Below are 20,888 nucleotides of genomic sequence, written 5' to 3'. Positions count from 1 at the left end.
AAAAAAGATGTCGAAATTAGACTTGAACAAATGGAAAAAAGACACAAGAAAAGAAAATACGATATTGACCTAAATTACAGGAAACAAGCTGAAAAACAGGAAATTTTAACTTAGTAAAGTAGAATTATGAAGTTACTAAATTATTTATTAATGTTTACTGTATTTTTCGGCAGTATATTTATCAGTAGTTGCGGTGATGAAAATAAAGATGAAGAAATTATGAAAGCAAAACAAATTCCGTTAGAGGATTTCTTTAAGAATCCGGATAAAACATCGTATAAAATTTCTCCTGACGGAAAATTTTATTCCTACATGGCTCCTTATGAAAAAAGAATGAATATTTTTATTCGAGAAAGGGAAAAAGATGATGTTAAAAGATTAACAAGTGAAACAGACAGAAATATTGCAGGTTATTTTTGGCCTAATAATGAACAAATCTTATACTTAAAAGATAACGGAGGCGATGAAAATTATAAAATTTATTTGGCAAATATAAACGGAAACGAACCTGTTTGCTTAACTGATTTTGACGGGGTTCGTTCAATGATTATTGATGATTTGCCTGACATCCCGAATGAAGTAATAATTTCAATGAATAAAAGAAACCCGCAACTTTTTGACCCTTACAGGTTATATTTAGATAACGGAAAAATAGAACTTCTTGCCGAAAATCCCGGGAATATTCAAGGATGGCTTTTTGACCATGAAGGCAAATTACGTGTTGCAACAGCTGTTTCGGGAACTAATTCAAGCATTCTTTACAGAGAAACGGAAGAAGATGATTGGAAAACCATTATAACAACCGATTTTAAAGAAAGTTTCAGTCCTCATTTCTTCACTTTTGATAATAAAAACTTGATAGGTTCTTCAAATATAGGAAGAGATAAAAGTGCGATTATTGAATTTGATTTAACAGAAGGAAAAGAATCAAAAATTTTGTATGAAAATAATGAATATGATGTTGAAAGTGTTTCATATTCCGAAAAACGGAAGGTATTAACATCTGCATCTTTTACATCTTGGAAAAGAGAGCGGTATTTTTTTGATGAGGAAACAAAAGCAGATTATGAATTTTTAGAAAAAGAGTTAGAAGGATATGAAATTGCAATTACCGGAGAAAATAAAGAAGAAAATATTTTTATAGTAAGAACATACAGCGACAAATCTTTAGGGGCATATTATATTTATGAAAAGGAATCGGATAAAGTTGAAAAAATAACAGATGTAAGCCCTTGGATTGATGAAAATGAAATGGCAAATCAACTTCCGATTGAATATAAATCAAGAGACGGATTAACTATTCACGGTTATCTTACTTTGCCTAAAGGCTATACTATGGATAATGCCGAAAATCTTCCGGTAGTTGTTAATCCTCACGGAGGACCGTGGGCAAGAGACGGCTGGGGATTTAATCCTGAGATTCAATTTTTGGCTAACAGAGGTTTTGCTGTTTTGCAGATGAATTTCAGAGGTTCAACAGGCTACGGCAGAAAATTTTGGGAGGCATCTTTCAAAAAATGGGGAAAAGAAATGCAAGATGATATTACCGACGGTACAAAATGGTTAATTGATAAAGGAATTGCCGACCCGGATAAAATTGCTATATACGGAGGAAGTTACGGAGGATATGCAACTTTAATGGGGCTTGTAAAAGAACCTGATTTATATGCCGCCGGAGTTGATTATGTCGGTGTTTCAAATTTATTTACTTTTATGAAAACAATACCTCCTTATTGGGCACCGTTTTTACCTATGATGTATGAAATGACCGGTAATCCTGTTGAAGACAGTATTTATTTCAGAGAAGTATCGCCGGTTTTTCATGTAGATAAAATTAAAGCAAAATTATTTATTGCACAAGGAGCAAATGATCCGAGAGTAAATAAAGATGAAGCCGATCAAATGGTTGAAGCAATGAGAGAAAGAGGAATTGAAGTTGAATATATGGTAAAAGATGATGAAGGACACGGTTTCAGAAACGAAGAAAACAGATTTGATTTTTACAGAGCAATGGAAAAGTTTTTAACTAAAAACCTTTTGGATTCGACAAAAGTTGAATAAACCTGTAAGAGCCTATTTAGAGAAGGGGTATTTGTAGAATCAAATACCCTTTTTTTTGTTGAGAAAATGAAATTCTTTGATATAATTGTAAGCATCTGTTATTTTTTGAAATTTTGTAATATTCAGTTCTGTTTGTTTTTTTGAAAGTCCTGAGTTTAAATCAGGGTGATATTTTTTTGCAAGTGTTCTGTATGCTTCTTTAACAATTTTTATGTCAGAGTTTTCATTGCATCCTAATACTTTGTATGAATTTAATAATTTATCTTTTAAAAAATGATTGCCGTAAATAGTTGCAGATTTTTTTTCTTCTTTAATATAGTTGAGTTTTATATTTATAAATACTTGATAAGCTATTCCTAAATCTTTATATACTTTATTTAAATATTGCAATTCTTTATCATAAATTTTACCGTTCCTGACAGAAGCATTAAACAAAAATACAAGAATCAACAACTTTTTTTTGTGAGTAACTTTATTCCCTTCCTTTATTGTTTTTTCAACATTAATATTATTTTTAACTAATAATTCTAATTGCTTTGTTTCATATTTAAAGTCAAGTTCTAATGTGCTGAAATATTTTTTAAGAAAAGAAGTATAAGCTTTTGTAACATCATTAAATTCAAAAGAAGTGTTAAAAATAAACTTTGCAACATGTGCTCGCAATAACCAAACAGGAATTTTGAAATCTTTATTTCTGTCGTTTGAGTTATTTTGCCTTGAATATTTGAAAAATGAAAAGGAAATAATTGCTAATATAAAGAAAGTTAATATTATACTGATTAATTCTCTGTATTCACCCAATTCAATGTATAATTTAACCATCAAATAAATTTGAAATAAAATTTAACTGATTACTCCCCAATTTTGGTTTGCAGTTTTAATTCTTTTTAATTGCCTTACAAGTATTTGGTTTTTATCTTCTTTTAATTCAGAGTCATCGTCTAAAATATCAATTGCCGAATGCCGGGCAAGTTCCAAAATTTTATAATCCTGTGTTAAATTTGCCAATTTTAATTCAAAAGGCAAACCGCTTTGACGTGTTCCTTCCGTATCGCCCGGTCCGCGAAGTTTCATGTCAACTTCGGCAATTTTAAATCCGTCGTTGGTTTCAACCATTGTATTAATTCTTATTTTTGCCTCTTTTGACAATTTATAGGATGTCATTAAAATACAATATGATTGCTCGGCTCCTCTTCCTACTCTTCCGCGAAGTTGATGAAGTTGCGACAATCCGAAACGTTCGGCACTTTCAATAATCATAACAGTTGCATTGGGAACATCGACCCCGACTTCAATAACGGTAGTTGCAATCATAATATTTGTTATTCCTTTTACAAAAAGATTCATTGAAGCTTCTTTTTCTTCGGGTTTCATTTGCCCGTGAACAACGCTTATTGCATATTCAGGCGGCGGAAATGCTCTGCTTATGCTTTCCAGTCCGTCTTCTAAATCTTTATACTCAAAATTTTCGGATTCGTAAATTAAAGGATATACAATATATATTTGTCTGCCGGATTTAATTTGATCTCTTACGAACTTAAAAACGGGTAATCTTTTGGCATCATAGGAATGAATTGTTTTTATTTTTTTTCTTCCCGGCGGAAGTTCATCAATAATTGAGATATCCAAATCACCGTAAATTGTCATTGATAAAGTTCTTGGGATTGGTGTTGCTGTCATAACAATCATGTGCGGCGGGCGTTTGTTTTTTTTCCACATTTTTGCTCTCTGTGCAACTCCGAAACGATGCTGTTCGTCAATTACTACAAGCCCGAGATTATGAAACTTTACCGTATCTTCAATTAGTGCGTGTGTTCCTATTAATATATTTATGTTTCCGTTTTGTAAGTTTTCATGCAAAATTCTCCTGTCTTTTTGTTTTGTAGAACCTGTTAATAATGAAATGCTTACGTTAAGCCCTTTAAGGAATTTATTAATACTTATAAAATGTTGTTGTGCAAGAATTTCGGTAGGTGCCATTATGCTTGCTTGAAATCCGTTATCGAGAGCAATTAACATCAACATTAGGGCAACTAATGTTTTTCCGCTTCCGACATCGCCTTGTAAAAGTCTGTTGGACTGCTTACCGGATGCAAAATCTTTTCTTATTTCTTTTATTACTCTTTTTTGTGCACCGGTAAGTTCGAACGGAAGTTTTTCGTTGAAAAATCTGTTAAAAAAATCTCCTACTTTCGGAAATTCATATCCTTTAAATATAATTTTTCTGTTATATTTTATTTGCAGAACACTTAATTGTATAAAAAAAAGTTCTTCAAATTTCAATCTGAATATTGCTTTTTGAAGTGTATAATTATCTTTCGGGAAATGAATATTTCTAATTGCTTCGTGGTGCGAAATAAGTTTTAGCTTCTGAATAAGAAAACCGGGAAGTGTTTCGGGAAGTTTTGTATTTAATTTCTCAAAAACGCTTGATAATATCTTATTGAAAACTTTTGAATTTATATTCTTTTTATTCAGTTTTTCGGTTGAGGAATATACTGCTTGCAAATTTGATGACATTTTCTTTTTTGCATCTTCCGGACTGTCAATTTCAGGATGAGCAATATTTATTTTTCTTCCGTATCTTGCCGGTTTTCCGAAAATAATATATTCATTTCCGGATTCAAGATTTTGAAGAACCCATTTTATTCCTTTAAACCAAATTAGTTCAATTGTGCCGGTTTCGTCTGAAAATTCTGCCGTAAGAACTTGTTTGTATTTTGTTCCTTTGGTTTTAAAGTTGCTGATAATTCCTTTTGATTGAATATTAGGCAAGCTTTCTTTAATGTCTTTTACTTTGTAAAACTTTGATCTGTCAATATATCTGAACGGATAATAATACAATAAGTCTCTGAAAGTGAATATGTTTAATTCATTATTCAGAAGTTCTGCACGTTTTGGTCCTACGCCTTTCAGGAATTGTATGTCGCTTTGAAGTTCTTGCATTTTTTATATTAGACTTTCCATGCTTTTGAAGATATAGAAAGTCTTGTTTTAAAACAACCTCTCCTTCTTCAAAACTAAACCGCCTGTTTGCTCAGACCAGATTATAATTTTTTGCCCTTTGCGGATATTATTTACAAAGTGCGGTGCTGCTGCATAAAAACTTTTTATTCCTTCTTTTCTGGCTTTTTCGCTGTCAGTCATTAGTTCAGCAAATTCTTTTAACCTTGCGTAATAATTTCCTTTTTCTATACCGTAAATTTCATCATCGTCTCTGTGAAAAATATACGGCACTCCGACAGAGTCAGTTGTTTGTAACAGAATACCGTCATCTTTTGAAACTTCTTCGCTGAATATTTTATAAGGCATAACTAAATTTACTTTTTTACCGGATGCAATTTCGGAATAGTTAAAATTCATTACATAATTTAAAAAGTAGATATCTTTTCCTTTAATCTCAATATCCTGTGTTTCAGGCAAATAGTCATCTAATTCGTAATCGTAAAAATAAATTTTTAATGATGTTTTGTTTTCGACATAATTCATATCAACGATTTCCATTTTTGCAACAATATAACTTTTGTCAAGATTTTTAACAACGGTTTTCATTTCGGCAATTCGCTTTTGGTTTTCAATAAAATCATCAACGGTGCTTAATGCTGTTGATAATCCTACAATTCCGAAAAGAATTAAAAACACGCCGAGAAGAACCGGCAGTTTTGATACAATTCCCATAAATACCTTAATTATCTCACTGAAAAAAAGATATATCTTTTCCGGAAACGGAATTCTTAAATTCCGGCTGATTGCTTCATGTGCAAGTTTACGAACCCGAAAAGCATTTATTACCGAAAAAAGAAAGTATAAAATCAAAAAAATCAGCATTAAAATATATCCTGTTGTTGAAGTAAACAACCATAATATAAAATCTGAAACCGGCTCAATAAACCAATTAATTTGTTTTAATAATTCTTGTGAATTGCCCATTGTTTTTTTGTTATAATTGTTAATTTAATGTATGAATACAGATTAATTTACAGTATTTTTATTATTCCGTATTTTCTTTAATTTCAATGCCGCCTTTTGTATGTATAATAATTTGATATACATGATTTACTGCGAACTCGTTTAATTTTTTAATATCCTGAACCATACTTCCGTATATTCCTTCAATTTCTTCTGTATTTCCCGCTTTTATTTTTGCAAATAATTCTGTCATTCTGTTTATATATGCAGTATCGGCTTTCGCATTGTTAAATACCTGAGGAAATCCGTGTTCATCGTAATAATTGAACAATAATTTTCCGTTTTTTGCAGGCATTGTATTTGTGAAAATTTTATAGGGAAAAGCAACTTTTACTTCTCTGTCGTTTTTAATATCTTTAACCGGAACTACATAAAAATCAAAAGATAATTCTTGCCCCGGAAGTGTTATAGTGTCAGCAATAAATGCTTCTTCAGCATCTTGTTCATAAAATTTGATAAGAAATTTGATGTTTGCCGAATCTTTTTCCAAGATTTTAAATCTTAAGGGGACTGTTTCTTCTTTAAGGAAGTGAATTTTATCTTCGAGTTTAGCAATTTCTTTTTCTTGCTGAGATATATACCAATTAAACCCGTAATAACCTCCTGTTCCTAACGCACCAAGAACAATAATTGTGATGATTAATTTTTTCATGATATGTAATATTTTCAATTTTCAATATTTAATTTTATATTTTCATTTTCAAGCCATCGTATGCGGGAAACACATTTTCAGGTAATTCATTTATGAGGTCTTTATAAAAACCTAACTTATGACTTATATGTGTTAAATATGCTTTTTTTGGTTTTACGTCTTTAATTATTGTCAAAGCTTCTTCCAAATTAAAATGCGAAACATGCTTTTTATGTCTTAACGCTGTTATTACCAGTACGTCCAAATCTTTTAATTTCCCCTTCTCTTCCGGACTTATAAAATTCATATCCGTAATATATGCAAATTTTCTTATTTTGAAACCGAAAACAGGCAATTTATCATGAATACCTCTAATAGGAGTTATTTTTTCTTCGTCAATTTTAAAAAACTTATTCTCAATATTATGAAAGCTCATTTTTGGGATTCCGGGATAATCTTTTCGTTCCACAACATAAGCAAAATCACGAGATTGCAACAAATCATTTACTCGTTTTTCGGCATAAATATCCATAGGTTTTTTTTGCATATAATTAAAAGCTCTTACATCATCTAATCCGCCTATATGATCTTTATGTTCGTGTGTTAATAATATTGCATTTAATTTTATTATATTTTCTCGAAGCATTTGTTGTCTGAAATCCGGACCTGCATCAATTAAAATGTTTTTTTCTTCGGTACTTATTAAAACAGAACTTCTCAAACGTTTATCTTTAATATCTTTTGAATTGCAAATGTCACAATTGCAACCTATTAAAGGTACTCCCTGAGATGTTCCCGTACCGAGAAATGTAATTTTCAAAGTTTTTTCTTTATTAAATTCGAAATATCATGCTAAATTACTAATTTTGAAATTTATAACAAACTGAATTCAACTAATTCAGAAATTTTAAATATATTTTTAAAAAAATCGTTACTTTTTACAGTTTCTTCATCATTATTTATGGAATTTGAGATTTAAAACTTCATGAAAAAAAGCCTTTACATATTTGCCGTTATATTATCATTATTTCAAATAAAAGCACAAGCCCAAATAAACATAGGCGGAAAACCTTTAAGCTTTTCAAACAAAAATATCAGTAAAGATATTCCGACTATTTTATCAGAAAAGCAAGATAACCGAGAATTAATTAAAGATGCAGAAGCAAACGATACAAAAGACCGACCTTGGCAATTCGGAAAAAATATTGACGTAAATATTGATGTGAAAAAACAAGCTGTTATTGATATGTTTCCGAAAGGAATATTATACAGATTAGCAATAAAATCGGAAGATGCAACAACACTCAATTTAAGATTCAGTAATTATATGCTTCCCGAAGATGCAAATTTATACATTTATAGTTTAGATAAATCAAACATAATAGGAGGCTTTACAAATGCCAATAATCAAGCAAATGAAATTTTTGCAACAGGTTTATTGAAAGGAGATTATATCATCCTTGAATATTATGAACCGAGTGATGCAGAATTTCCCGGCAAATTAATTATTGACAGAATTACACACGGTTTCAGAACGGTTAATGATTACGGCAAAAGTTTCGGCAGTTCGGGAGATTGCAATATGAATGTTGCATGCACTGATGCTGATAATTGGCAAAATGAAGTTAGTTCAGTCTGTATGTTAGTAACAGGAGGTTCGGGTTTTTGCTCTGCTACACTTGTAAATAATACAACTGAAGACGGCACACCGTATATTTTGACAGCAGATCATTGCTACTCTGACCCAGCAGATTTGGTTTTTATGTTTAATTGGGAAAGCGAAATCTGTGATAATCCGACACTTTCTCCTTCACACAATGATTTGTCTGGTGCTGTTCTGATTGCACGAAATACAACTTCCGACTTTTGCCTTTTTGAAATGAATGATGTTCCGCCTTATTATTATGATGTTTATTATGCCGGTTGGGAGACAAATGATGTTCCGTCAACAAGTTCTGTATGTATTCATCACCCTAAAGCTGATATTAAAAAGGTATCTTTTGATGATGAACCTTCTTTTTCAGATTATTATTTGGCAAACCAAGGAGTTCAAGATTCTCATTGGAAAGTAATTTGGGACAGAGCAACAACTACTGAACCCGGCTCATCCGGCTCACCGCTTTTTAATGAAAATCATAGAATTATAGGACAACTTCACGGAGGTTATGCTTCGTGTTATTATCTCGATGAGCCTGATTGGTACGGAAAATTCTCTTATTCATGGGATTATGGAAACAGTCCGGATAAAAGATTAAAAGATTGGTTAGATCCGATAAATGCCGGAGTTACCGGTTTTGACGGTTATGACCCTAATTTGCCTGTTGCAGATAATGATGTTCAAATTCTCGGAATTATTTCTCCCGAAAGTTATTATTTCGGTGTTACCGGAATTATTCCGACTTTTAAAATAAGAAACAGAGGAAACTTACCGCTTACATCATTTGAAATAACTTATATTTTAGATAACGAATCACCTGTTTCAAAACAATGGAACGGAAACTTAAATTCCGGAGAAATTATTGATGTTATTTTCGATGAAATTAACTTAGTTTCAGGCAAATATAACTTACAGGTTTATACTGAAAATCCTAACGGAACAAATGATGAATACAAACAAAATGATACTGCCGAAATAAATTTCTTCATTTATGAAACAATATTCAAAGATGATTTTGAGAATGATAATTCATGGTATTTAACAGGAGAATTTGAAATAAATAAACCAAAAGGAATCGGCGGAGGAGTAGGATTTCCGGATCCGGAATATGCAATATCCGGAGAATATGTTTTAGGAACAGACTTAACAGGAAAGGGACAACACGAAGGAGATTATGAAAATAATATTTTTGAGGCTGAATTTGCTGTGTCGCCTGTTATTGATTGCAGGTATTTTAAAAATACTTTGTTAAGTTTTGAACGTTGGTTAGGGACTGATAAAGGGTCGCTTGATTATGCTTCCGTAAATATTTTTGCAGATTCAGTTTGGACAACTGTTTGGGATAATTCTAATACCAGAATTATAGACTCGGAATGGAAAAGTCAAACATTTGATATTTCCGAAATTGCAGACGGTAAAAAAATAATTATAAAATTTGTTACGGGTCCTACAAATCATGCCGAACAATATTGCGGCTGGAATATTGATGATTTTATGGTAGCCGGAATAAGAAGTTCTGAACCGGTAAAGAAAGAGGAGCACATAAAGATATTTCCCAATCCCGCAAGCAATTATTTTTATATTGAAGTAAATGATGAAATTATTGAAAATGCAACAGTAATAATCTCTGATTTGTCGGGAAAAGTAATTTTCAATAAAGAATTTAAACCGGGTGAAATAAAAAGCATTGAAACAACTGCCTTTAAAAAAAGTATAATAAAAATTGAATTAGCCGGCAAAATTGCTGAAATGTTAATTATAAACGTAAAAACAAAAACAAAAAAATTTTCAAATAAGGTTGTTGTTCTTCAAAAAGGAAAGTAAAATGAAAACAAAAATATATCTAATCCCGACCTCGTTGGGAGAATCTGATTTGCAAAGCGTTATTCCGAATAATATAAAAATGATTGTTGAAAGCTTAAATTTTTTTATTGTTGAAAATATTCGTTCGGCAAGAAGATATATCAGAAAGCTTTCGAAAGATAAAGTTATTGATGATATTACGTTTTTTGAATTAAATAAACACACCAAAACAAATGATATTTCAAGTTTTCTTCAACCTGCTTTTTCCGGAAATGATATAGGAATTATTTCAGAAGCCGGAAATCCCGGCATTGCCGATCCCGGTGCTGAAATCGTTAAAATTGCACATCGAAAAAACATACAAGTTATACCTTTGGTCGGACCGTCCTCGATTCTTCTTGCACTTATTTCTTCCGGTTTGAACGGACAAAATTTTGCTTTTAACGGTTATCTTCCGGTTAAACCGCCTGAAAGAGTTAAAAAAATTCAATTTCTTGAAAATCGTTCAAAAACCGAAAAACAATCACAAATTTTTATGGAAACTCCGTTCAGGAATATGAAAATGCTGGATGATATTCTAAATAATTGTAAGAAAAACACACAACTTTGCATTGCAACGGATATTACACTTGAAACCGAATTTATAAAAACAAAAACAATTATCGACTGGAAAAAACAGAAACCTCAGATTAATAAACGACCGACAATTTTCATTCTGCAGGCGGCGGTTCTTTAGAGTTATCATCATATAAGGGAAATATAAGATAATGATATATAATGCAACCGATACAAAAATTAAAAAGGGCATCTGCAAGAATAAATACAGCCAAAACTCCGGCAATAATTGTTGCCGTAAGCGGAAGAAAGAAAAATAAACCGAAAGAAACAACTGTCATTAAAAAGCCTAAACGGGCTGCAAAAACTTTCGGAGCTTTATCCACAAGTTTGGTCGGTAACTTTGCTAAATTATAAAATCTCCTGACGAAACATGAAACGGGGCTGAATTTTACCTTTTTAAATATACGGAATGAAAAGTCAAACAAGACAAAAGTAAGTATCCATACATTTTGTGTTACAATGAATAAAATTACAAGAATTGCAATGACAGAGGCTGTAACTCTGCTTGCATTTTCGTTAATCTGTTGAGACGATATGGGACAAATTAATTGATTCATAGTATTTAATGTTTGTTTTATAAAAAATATTATGATGCAAAGGTACGCATTATCTTTTAATTGTTTTGTAACCTTTGTTACTTTTTTGGATAAAATTAAAATAATTGCGTAATCAATATATCTTTTGAATAACTTTCAATTTCTAATGAACTATAACTTTCAACGTTTTAGCATTGCTTTTATCAAAACTAACAAAATACACTCCCTTGTTAAATCTTGAAATATCAATTTCGGTACCGGAAATATAATTATTTTTACTATAAACTATACGTCCTATAATATCTTTAATTATAATGTGGTGCGGTTTGTTCGGTAAATTAGAAACATTAAATTTTCCGTTTGTCGGGTTCGGATATATAAACGGATTATTTGTAATAATATCAGTTATCTCGGTTTCTAAAGATTTTGATTTAATTTGAGACAGCCATACATCAATTTCTCCGTTATTATCATGAATAAAAAAGTCATTTGAGAAAGTTCTTCCTATAACATATACTGTATCTCCGTCGGAAGATGCATGCACATCAGTCAGAGCATCTATATCACTGCCCCCCGGAATGTGTGTATATATCGTATCAAGATTTGAATTAAAATTAATTAGTAAAAAATCAGTTATTCCGTAATTTATATTCTCTCCTGCAATATCTGTACTTCGTGTTTGTCCGGATAAGAAATAATTGCCTTTATTATCAGGAGAAAGAGCATAAACAACTTCATGGTCTGTACCGCCGAACGTAGCTTGTTTTTTTAGAATTCCTTCGCTGTCTGTTTTAACAAGCCAAATATCATAGCCGCCTATAAAATTTGTAACATCTCCTGTTTGAGAATCAATAGTTCCGGTAAATAAAAAGTCTCCGGTGTTTGTTTCAATTATTTCAGCTGCTTTGTTGTAGCTGTTGCAACCATATTCTCTTGTCCATAAAGTATCTGCATTCAACCCAAGTTTTGCAAGCAAAAAAACATCACTAAAAAGATATGATTGAATTCCGAAAGTCATATATCCTGTACCGTCTTTTAGTTTTATAATATCACTGAGATAATTTGCATTGTTTTCGTCATGATTTGCTCCTGCAACTTTTTTTGATGTAATAATATTTCCGTTATCAGGGTTTACTTCAAGATACCAACCTACATAAAATTTGTCATATTCTAAGGTTAAATCTCCGTTAATTGAATTTGTTTGTCCTACAACAACAATATTCCCCGAATTATTAACAATTATCTTAAAAAACGTATCAGTTCCTCCTAACGGATTACCTGAACCACCGTAAAGTTTGCTCCAAGTGATATTTCCGTCAGCATCAAAACAAGTAATAAACCCGTCGGGGTAACTTCCGTCAGCATCATGGTTGCCTGTAAAATCATAGTCATTAGAGTATGTATATCCTGTAACGGCACATCCTCCGTTATCCAAAGCAACCACAGAATTTGCAACATCAAAACCTGAGCCGCCGAATATTTTTGTCATAAGTGTATCTCCGTCTGCATTAAGTTTAACAAGCCAGCAATCTTGTCCTCCTATATTATTGTTTATCCATAAATCATTTGAAGATGTAGATGTTATAAAATAAATATCTCCTCCGGGTGTTATATCAATTACAGGGTTTAATCTCGGATAATAATTAGGCGGTTCAGAACCTGAGCCACCCATTGTTTTTGTCCAAATAGTATCAATAGGTGTCTGGGAGTAAGAATTATAAGAAATTATCAAGATGAAAAACAGAATTACTTTTTGCATAGCATTTAACTTTATTTATATAATTAACAATTTTACATATCATTTACATAAATAAAAAAAAAGAGGTGTCTTAATTTAGAAATCTGAACGATATGTTGTTTAAAAGCGTTGGCTAAATTCTTTTATTATAAGGTCTGAAACTGATTTAAAATCAACTTCTTTTCCTAATTCTTTTTTCATTGAAGTAACTCCTTTCTCAATAAAACCGCAAGGGTTAATATAATTAAAATATGATAAATCAGTATTAACATTTAATGCTAAGCCGTGCATTGTAATACCTCTGCTGATTTTTACACCTATTGAACAAATTTTTAGTTCATTTGCAGTTCCCGTATCTAACCAAACACCGATATTGCCTTTACTTACTTCACCTTTAATTCCGTATTCTTTTAAGACTTCAATTATCATATATTCCAAAGCAAAAATATAGTCTTTTGTTCCCATATTTAAAATATCTAAGTCAAGTATGGGGTATGCAACTAATTGCCCGGGACCGTGATAAGTAATATCTCCGCCTCTGTTTGATTTATAATATGTTGCATTGATTTTTTGCAAAAAAGCATCATCAATTAATAAATTATTTTCATTTCCGTTTTTTCCGATTGTATAAACATGAGGGTGTTCACAAATAATAATATCAGAATTATTTTTAATTCCCTTATTTTTATTTTCAATTTTTTTATTAAATAATTGCGTTTGAATATCGTAAGCATTTTCATATTTGATGATTCCTAATTCACTAAATTGAAGTTTATCAATCATAATTATTTTCAGTTATTAAACATTCTGTTTATTAAAACTTAATTCTTATTTTTGCGAAAGTACAAATATATATATAAAATAAATCTCATGGATAAATTACTTTTACTGGGAGATGAAGCAATAGCACAAGCTGCAATTGACGGCGGTTTGTCGGGTGTATATGCATATCCCGGAACACCTTCCACAGAAATAACGGAATACATACAAAAAAATAAACAAGCAAAAGAAAAAGGCATTCACAGCGAATGGTCAACAAACGAAAAAACAGCAATGGAGTCTGCACTCGGAATGTCTTATGCAGGCAAACGAGCGATGGTTTGCATGAAACATGTCGGGCTTAATGTTGCTGCAGATGCATTTATGAATTCTGCAATTACCGGAGTTAACGGCGGATTATTAGTTGTTGTTGCAGACGATCCTTCAATGCACTCATCACAAAACGAGCAAGATTCTCGATATTTTGCAGACTTTGCTCTGATTCCTATTTTAGAACCCTCAAATCAACAGGAAGCTTATGATATGATTTACGATGGTTTTGAGCTGTCTGAAAAGTTTAATACTCCTATTTTAATTCGTATCACAACTCGTTTAGCACATTCAAGAGCCGGAATTTCAAGAAAAAAACAAAAAGAAGAAAATAAAAACTCATTACCTTCTGATTTGCGTCAGTTTGTTTTATTACCTTCAATTGCAAGAAAAAATTATAAAACATTGATAGGAAATCAAGCTCGTTTTAAAGATGCCTCAGAACATTCCGAATATAACAGATACATCAGAGGAGATAATAAATCACTCGGAATAATTGCAGCCGGAATTTCATATAATTATCTTCTCGAAAATTTTGAAGACGGAAAAATTCCGTATCCTGTTGTAAAAATAAGTCAATATCCACTGCCTTCCGGTATGATAAAAGAGTTATATGAAGAATGTGAAAATATATTGGTTTTAGAAGACGGCTACCCGTTTATAGAAAACCAATTAACAGGTGTATTGGGCGATAAAAAAATAAAAGGTCGTTTAACCGGAGATTTACCCAGAGACGGAGAATTAAATCCCAATCATGTTGCAGTTGCATTAGGTTTAGAAGAACCTATTATAGTTACAAGACCTGAGGTTTTGGAAAACAGACCTCCGGTATTATGTCCCGGGTGCGGACACACAGATGTATTTACGGCACTTAATGAAGTTATGGCAGATTACGGTCCGGGTAAAGTTTTTTCTGACATCGGTTGTTATACTTTGGCTGCATTGCCTCCTTTAAACGCAATTAATACTTGCGTAGATATGGGAGCATCAATTACAATGGCAAAAGGTGCAGCCGATGCCGGAATGAAACACGTTGTTGCTTTTATCGGAGATTCAACATTTACACATTCAGGAATGACAGGTTTATTGGATTGTGTTTATGAAAAAACACCTATTACCGTAATTATTTCAGACAATGATACAACCGGAATGACCGGAGGACAATCATCTCATGCAGAGCATGTACTTCATCAAATTTGTAAAGGACTCGGTGTTGAAGAAGATCACATCAGAAGCTTTATTCCTTTAAGAAAAAATCATGATGAAGCTCTTAAAATTCTGAGAGAAGAAATTGAATATGAAGGAGTTTCGGTTATCATTCCGCACAGAGAATGTGTAAGAACTTTGGAACGCAAACATAAAATGAAAGCTAAAATTAAAAAGATGAATTAAAGGTTTCAATGCAAATGACGCTAATTTTTTTAACGCAGAGAACACAAAAGAACATTAAATAACCAGTACATATTAATTTCTTTGCGAAACTTTTTGCAGTCTTTGCGTGAAAAGAAAAATGATATGCACGAAAATGACATTTCATATAAAATTATCGGTGCAGCGATAGATCTTCATAAAGCTATCGGTCCGGGCTTACTTGAATCAGCTTATGAAAATGCATTGGCTTTTGATTTAAGCAAATTAGGTTTTGAAGTAAAACAGCAAGTTCCGATGCCCTTTATTTATAAAGATGTAAAACAAGATGTCGGATACAGAGTTGATTTACTTATAAACAATAAAGTTATTGTTGAAGTAAAATCAGTAGAAACATTAGCTCCCGTTCACTTTTCTCAGACCTTAACATATCTGAGATTATCCGATTTAAAACTTGCATTATTAATCAATTTTAACAGTAAATTGCTAAAAGACAGTATACACAGAATAGTAAATAAATTATAAAAAATGCAATCTTTGTATGAAACAAAAATAAGTTCATGTAAAGATTACAAATAAAAATAAAAATAATAATAGAGCAAAACATTTAATATATATCAAAAAACAACTATTTAACAAATTAAAAACAAAATATAAATTCTTTTACGCTCTTTGCAAAATTGGCGTAAAACAAAACATATTAACATGAAATCAGACATAATATTATCAGGTGTAGGCGGACAAGGAATTTTGTCAATTGCCGCAACAATAGGAACTGCCGCTTTACAAAAAGGCTTATACATGAAACAATCCGAAGTTCACGGAATGAGCCAAAGAGGCGGAGACGTTTCATCGAACATGAGAGTATCGGATAAACCGGTTGCATCCGATCTTATTCCTATGGGGAAAGCAGATGTTATATTATCAGTTGAACCGATGGAATGTTTAAGGTATATTTCATTCTTAAAACCTGACGGGTGGTTAATTACTAATTCAAAACCATTCAACAATATCGCAAATTATCCCGACTTAGAGGAAGTTTACAAAGAGATCAGAAAAGTAAAAAACCATATTATTATTGATGCCGATGCCATTGCAAAAGAACTAAAATCAATTCGGTCTTCAAATATTGTTATGCTGGGAGCAGCGTCTCCGTTTATTGATATGGAATATGACAGTTTTAAAGAGGCCTTAAAAACAATTTTCGGAAGAAAAGGAGAAGAAATTGTTAATAAGAACATAGCAGCCTTGGACAAAGGCAGGGAATTTACTTTGAATCAAAAAAAATAAACAGAATATTAAAAATCTTATACCGAACTTAGGTTAAAAGCAAAGAATAAATTGATAAAGCGGGTACTTGGCTATCCGCTTTATTTGTATATATGCAAAACCTAAATTACAAAAAAACAAGAAATTAAGTTTTAAATTTAATACATTTTGATGTTTTTTTATCTTTGCAGCCGATTCAAGATAATAAATGATTTCATTAAACAATATATCAATAGCTTTTAACGGAATACCTTTACTTAAAGATATTTCATTCGTTATAAATAAAAAAGCTCGAATAGGCTTAACCGGAAAAAACGGTGCAGGAAAATCTACATTATTAAAGATTATTTACGGAATACAAGAAAAAGATGCAGGAAGTGTTTCTGTACCCGGAGGGACTACAATGGGATATTTACCTCAAAAAATGGAATACCCTACCGGAAAAAATGTTATGGAAGAAGCTTTAACTGCATTTGATAAAATAAATTTAATAAAGAAAGAAGCAGAAAAATTAAACATTCAACTTTCTGAAAGAACTGATTATGAGAGTGACGAGTATTTGAAATTAATTGAAAAGATTAATAAATACGAAGAGCATTTACAAATAACCGGAGCAAATACATTTGAAGCCGAAACTGAAAAAACTTTAAAAGGTCTTGGCTTCGTACAAAAAGATTTTACGCGAGATGTTGCCGAATTCAGCGGAGGTTGGCGGATGCGTATTGAATTGGCAAAATTATTATTACAAAAACCAGACTTGTTACTTCTTGATGAACCTACGAATCATCTTGATATTGAATCAATTGAATGGCTTGAGCAATTATTGGTTTTTTATGAAGGGGCAATTATCATGATTTCTCACGACAGAAATTTTTTAGATAACATAACTAAAAGAACTGTTGAAATTGCAAAAGGAAAAATATATGACTACAAAGCTCCTTACACAAAATATGAACTGCTGAGAAAAGAAAGAATCGAGCAACAACTTGCCGAATATCAAAATCAGCAAAAAATGATTCAGGAAACTGAAAAATTTATTGAAAGGTTCAGATATAAAGCTACGAAAGCTGTTCAGGTTCAATCAAGAATAAAACAACTGGAAAAATTAGAGCGAATTGAGATAGATGAAACCGATATTTCCGATTTAGGATTTAAGTTTCCGGAAGCTCCTCGCTCAGGAGATTTGGTCATTGACATTGAAAACATGACTAAGAGTTATACCGATGAAGCTGTTTTAAAAGATATTTGGCTTACCGTTGAACGCGGAAAAAAAATTGCCCTTGTCGGTAAAAACGGAGAAGGAAAAACTACTTTGGTCAGAATTATTACCGGCGAATTGTCCCATGAAGGAAAAGTAAAAATAGGGCATAATGTTAAAATAGGATACTTTGCACAGAATCAAGACAAGGAATTAGATGACAACAAAACCGTTTTTGAGACCCTTGATGATATTGCAGTAGGAGATGTCAGGACGAAACTCAGAAGTATTCTCGGCAACTTTTTATTCAGCGGAGAAGATATTGATAAAAAAGTAAAAGTTCTGTCAGGCGGAGAACGTTCTCGTTTGGCTTTAGCAAAGTTAATGTTAGAACCATATAATTTATTAATACTTGATGAGCCTACAAATCATTTAGACATGCACTCGAAAGATGTTCTTAAAAACGCATTAAAACAATTCGGAGGAACTATTCTTTTGGTATCGCACGACAGGTATTTTCTTGACGGATTGGTTGATGAAATTTATGAGTTTACAAATAAACAAATAAAAAAACACGGCGGAGATATTAAGTATTTTATGAAGAAAAAACGATTAGAAAATCTAAAATCGATTGAAAAGAATACTAATTTATCAAAAGCTGAAACCAAAGAAGGTAAAACATCTGCCAATAAAGATTTATACTTAAAAAGAAAAGAATTTGAAAAGGAAATAAGAAAAGTAACCAAACAAATTGATCAAACTGAAAAACGCATTGAAGAACTTGAGATTTTTATTTCCGATACCGAAAAAAAACTTTCTTCGGGCGAAGCAATTACCGATGAGTTGTTCTACAAAAAATTTGATAAAGCAAAAAAAGAATTAGATGAAAAAATGTATGAATGGGAAATTTTAACTGAAAAAAATTCTTCTTTAGTTTCAGAAAAAGAAAGTATAACATAAAAACTTTTAAAAGAAAAAGTTAATTTCTTTACAAAATTATTCCTTCTGCATTTCCGTTTTCGTTTATTTTTTCAATTTTAAAATTAAGAATTTGATTTACAAAAATTTCATTAAAAGTATGCTCAACTTTAATGTAGTTTTCGGTAAAACCGTACATAGAATTTTTATGCTTTGCACCTTCAAATAAAACTTTATGCTCTGTTCCGACAAATTGTTTGTAAAATGCTTTATGCTTATAGTCAGATAGTTCGTGAAGTATTGCACTTCTTTTTTTAATCACATAACCGGGTACTTGAACCGGCATCTTTTCTGCGACAGTTCCGGGACGCACAGAATATGAAAATACATGCAAAAATGAAATATTCAAACTTTCCAATAACTTATATGTTTCTTCAAACTCTTTATCTGTTTCTCCCGGAAATCCGACAATTACGTCAATTCCGAGAAAAGCATCCGGAATTAATTGATTTATTTGCTCTATTTTCTTTTTGAATAAATCCGTATTGTAACGACGCTTCATTAACTTTAAAATCTTATCGCTGCCGGATTGCAAAGGAATGTGAAAATGCGGTAAAAACTTGTTTGATTTTTCTGTAAACTTAATTATTTCATCAGTAATTAAATTAGGTTCAATTGATGATATTCTGTATCGTTCAATACCGTCAACTTTATCTAATTCTTTTATTAAATCAAAAAAAGTTTCATTTGTTCCTGCTCCGAAATCTCCTATGTTTACACCTGTTAAAATAACTTCTTTATATCCGAGTTTTGCAATTTTCTTTGCTTGCTCTGTTGTTGCTGAAACTGTGTCACTTCTGCTTTTTCCTCTTACGCTCGGAATTGTGCAATAAGTACAGGGATAATCACAACCGTCTTGTACTTTTAAAAACGAACGTGTTCGGTCTCCCGAAGAAAATGCAGCATCAAAACTTTTAATTTCAGATGTTTCACATGAATGAACAACTGTATGTTCTTGTTTTTCAAAAGAATCAAAATATTTGAATAAATTAAACTTCTCATTCATCCCGAGAACAACATCAACACCCGGAATTTTTGATATTTTACTGATTTCTGCCTGAGCATAACAGCCCGTAATTGCAATGAAAGCATCGGGTGATGTTTTTTTTGCTTTTTTAATGGCTTGACGGCATTTTTTATCGGCAATTCCGGTTACCGTACAAGTATTTATTACAATTATGTCAGATTTTTCGCCGAATTTAACTTTTTCAAAACCTTTTGATGAAAATTCTCTTGCAATAGTTGATGTTTCTGAGAAGTTTAATTTACAGCCCAGCGTATGGAATGATACTTTTTTTTGCACGTTTAATTTATTTGTGAAAATATTTGTGCAAACATATTAATTTTTATCAAATATACCCTTTCTGTTTTTTTGCCTTTGATTTTGTTTTTTTAGTTTCTCATTATGTTTCTTCCTTCGTTCTTTTTTGCGTTTCATTTTTTTGAAAGCATTTTGCTTTATAATCACATAACGAACAGAAACAGCAGTTTGCCCATACCAATAATTTTCTCCTCCCGAGAAGTTAAAAGCAGGCTTAAAATCATAAGAAAAAACAAAACGTGCAATCGTAAATTCGACACCTGTGATAAGACTTAATCCGTAAGGTGATGAATAATCCGAATTAACATCAGTTACAAAACCTTTATGAAAGCCGGCACCGGTGTATATGTTTAATCGCCTGGTAATCAGCGGAAAGTGGTGCTCCAAAATTCCGGTAAGCATTAATTCTTCACGAAATAAACTTGATTGAAAAATTCCTTCAAAAGTTGTGTGTTTCAAAATTCTTTGCTGAACACTTATTCCCCAATCTGTGCCGAAACGTGCTCCGCCTGCCGTAAAATATGATTGAGAGAATACAGAAATTGTAACTACACTAAACCAAAGAATCAAAATATATTTCTTCATACCAACAGAACGAGAAAAAAAGTTAAATTATTATTAAGTAATTATTTTCTAAAATAATTCTTTTTGT

At 31.7% G+C, this 20,888-nt stretch carries 17 protein-coding genes; 7 read left to right on the top strand and 10 right to left on the bottom strand.

The features are described from left to right. Window positions 1-219 precede the first annotated feature (219 nt). Entirely contained in the window at window positions 220-2,061 is a 1,842-nt protein-coding gene (locus L3J35_11385) for a S9 family peptidase (GenBank protein MCF6366793.1), read from the top strand. A gap of 39 nt (window positions 2,062-2,100) precedes the next feature. Here the strand turns inward: L3J35_11385 and L3J35_11380 are convergent, their stop codons facing one another. From L3J35_11380 to L3J35_11360, 5 genes are all read right to left on the bottom strand, one after another. Then, window positions 2,101-2,883, bottom strand: coding sequence for a DnaJ domain-containing protein (locus L3J35_11380; protein MCF6366792.1), 783 nt, complete (start codon window positions 2,881-2,883; stop codon window positions 2,101-2,103). 21 nt (window positions 2,884-2,904) lie between these two features. Next, complete coding sequence (gene recG, locus L3J35_11375; GenBank protein MCF6366791.1) at window positions 2,905-5,007, bottom strand: ATP-dependent DNA helicase RecG; 2,103 nt, start codon at window positions 5,005-5,007, stop codon at window positions 2,905-2,907. Between the two features lie 48 nt (window positions 5,008-5,055). Continuing rightward, window positions 5,056-5,991 carry a hypothetical protein gene (locus L3J35_11370; GenBank protein MCF6366790.1) on the bottom strand — a complete coding sequence of 312 codons (936 nt, stop codon included), beginning with the start codon at window positions 5,989-5,991 and terminating at the stop codon, window positions 5,056-5,058. Between the two features lie 61 nt (window positions 5,992-6,052). Further along, entirely contained in the window at window positions 6,053-6,682 is a 630-nt protein-coding gene (locus L3J35_11365) for a hypothetical protein (protein ID MCF6366789.1), read from the bottom strand. A gap of 34 nt (window positions 6,683-6,716) precedes the next feature. Then, a complete protein-coding gene (locus L3J35_11360) occupies window positions 6,717-7,481 on the bottom strand; it encodes an MBL fold metallo-hydrolase (GenBank protein ID MCF6366788.1) in 765 nt (254 codons plus the stop codon). 165 nt (window positions 7,482-7,646) lie between these two features. Between L3J35_11360 and L3J35_11355 the strand changes: the two genes are divergently transcribed. Together L3J35_11355 and L3J35_11350 are read left to right on the top strand one after the other, a co-directional pair. Next, entirely contained in the window at window positions 7,647-10,142 is a 2,496-nt protein-coding gene (locus L3J35_11355; GenBank protein MCF6366787.1) for a T9SS type A sorting domain-containing protein, read from the top strand. Between the two features lies 1 nt (window position 10,143). Beyond that, window positions 10,144-10,857 (top strand): SAM-dependent methyltransferase, encoded by a 714-nt coding sequence (locus tag L3J35_11350; GenBank protein ID MCF6366786.1) that lies wholly within the window; start codon window positions 10,144-10,146, stop codon window positions 10,855-10,857. On the opposite strand, the gene L3J35_11345 is transcribed toward L3J35_11350, so the two are convergent. The 3 genes from L3J35_11345 to lipB all read right to left on the bottom strand — a co-directional run bounded on the left by L3J35_11345 (window position 10,832) and on the right by lipB (window position 13,796). Beyond that, window positions 10,832-11,296: a DUF4395 domain-containing protein gene (locus tag L3J35_11345; protein MCF6366785.1), complete on the bottom strand. Its 465-nt coding sequence runs from the start codon at window positions 11,294-11,296 to the stop codon at window positions 10,832-10,834. The two genes, L3J35_11350 and L3J35_11345, sit on opposite strands and share 26 nt — an antisense overlap. Before the next feature lie 142 nt (window positions 11,297-11,438). Next, window positions 11,439-13,034, bottom strand: coding sequence for a T9SS type A sorting domain-containing protein (locus tag L3J35_11340; protein ID MCF6366784.1), 1,596 nt, complete (start codon window positions 13,032-13,034; stop codon window positions 11,439-11,441). Between the two features lie 99 nt (window positions 13,035-13,133). Then, entirely contained in the window at window positions 13,134-13,796 is a 663-nt protein-coding gene (gene lipB / locus L3J35_11335) for a lipoyl(octanoyl) transferase LipB (GenBank protein ID MCF6366783.1), read from the bottom strand. An 87-nt stretch (window positions 13,797-13,883) separates the two neighbouring features. Here lipB and L3J35_11330 point away from each other — a divergent pair, with 87 nt between their 5' ends. The 4 genes from L3J35_11330 to L3J35_11315 all read left to right on the top strand — a co-directional run bounded on the left by L3J35_11330 (window position 13,884) and on the right by L3J35_11315 (window position 18,897). Next, complete coding sequence (locus tag L3J35_11330) at window positions 13,884-15,494, top strand: thiamine pyrophosphate-dependent enzyme (protein MCF6366782.1); 1,611 nt, start codon at window positions 13,884-13,886, stop codon at window positions 15,492-15,494. A 123-nt stretch (window positions 15,495-15,617) separates the two neighbouring features. Beyond that, window positions 15,618-15,995, top strand: coding sequence for a GxxExxY protein (locus L3J35_11325; protein ID MCF6366781.1), 378 nt, complete (start codon window positions 15,618-15,620; stop codon window positions 15,993-15,995). A gap of 180 nt (window positions 15,996-16,175) precedes the next feature. Continuing rightward, window positions 16,176-16,760, top strand: coding sequence for an indolepyruvate oxidoreductase subunit beta (locus L3J35_11320; GenBank protein MCF6366780.1), 585 nt, complete (start codon window positions 16,176-16,178; stop codon window positions 16,758-16,760). A gap of 187 nt (window positions 16,761-16,947) precedes the next feature. Then, entirely contained in the window at window positions 16,948-18,897 is a 1,950-nt protein-coding gene (locus L3J35_11315; GenBank protein ID MCF6366779.1) for an ABC-F family ATP-binding cassette domain-containing protein, read from the top strand. A gap of 28 nt (window positions 18,898-18,925) precedes the next feature. On the opposite strand, the gene mtaB is transcribed toward L3J35_11315, so the two are convergent. Both mtaB and L3J35_11305 read right to left on the bottom strand, forming a co-directional pair. After that, entirely contained in the window at window positions 18,926-20,218 is a 1,293-nt protein-coding gene (gene mtaB, locus L3J35_11310; protein MCF6366778.1) for a tRNA (N(6)-L-threonylcarbamoyladenosine(37)-C(2))-methylthiotransferase MtaB, read from the bottom strand. Between the two features lie 36 nt (window positions 20,219-20,254). Next, complete coding sequence (locus tag L3J35_11305) at window positions 20,255-20,821, bottom strand: hypothetical protein (GenBank protein MCF6366777.1); 567 nt, start codon at window positions 20,819-20,821, stop codon at window positions 20,255-20,257. Between the last annotated feature and the right edge of the window lie 67 nt (window positions 20,822-20,888).

This window comes from Bacteroidales bacterium (assembly GCA_021648725.1).
Classification (GTDB): domain Bacteria; phylum Bacteroidota; class Bacteroidia; order Bacteroidales; family JAADGE01; genus JAADGE01.
Note: the sequence above shows the minus strand (reverse complement) of the source record. Positions and strands in the feature narration are given on the sequence as shown.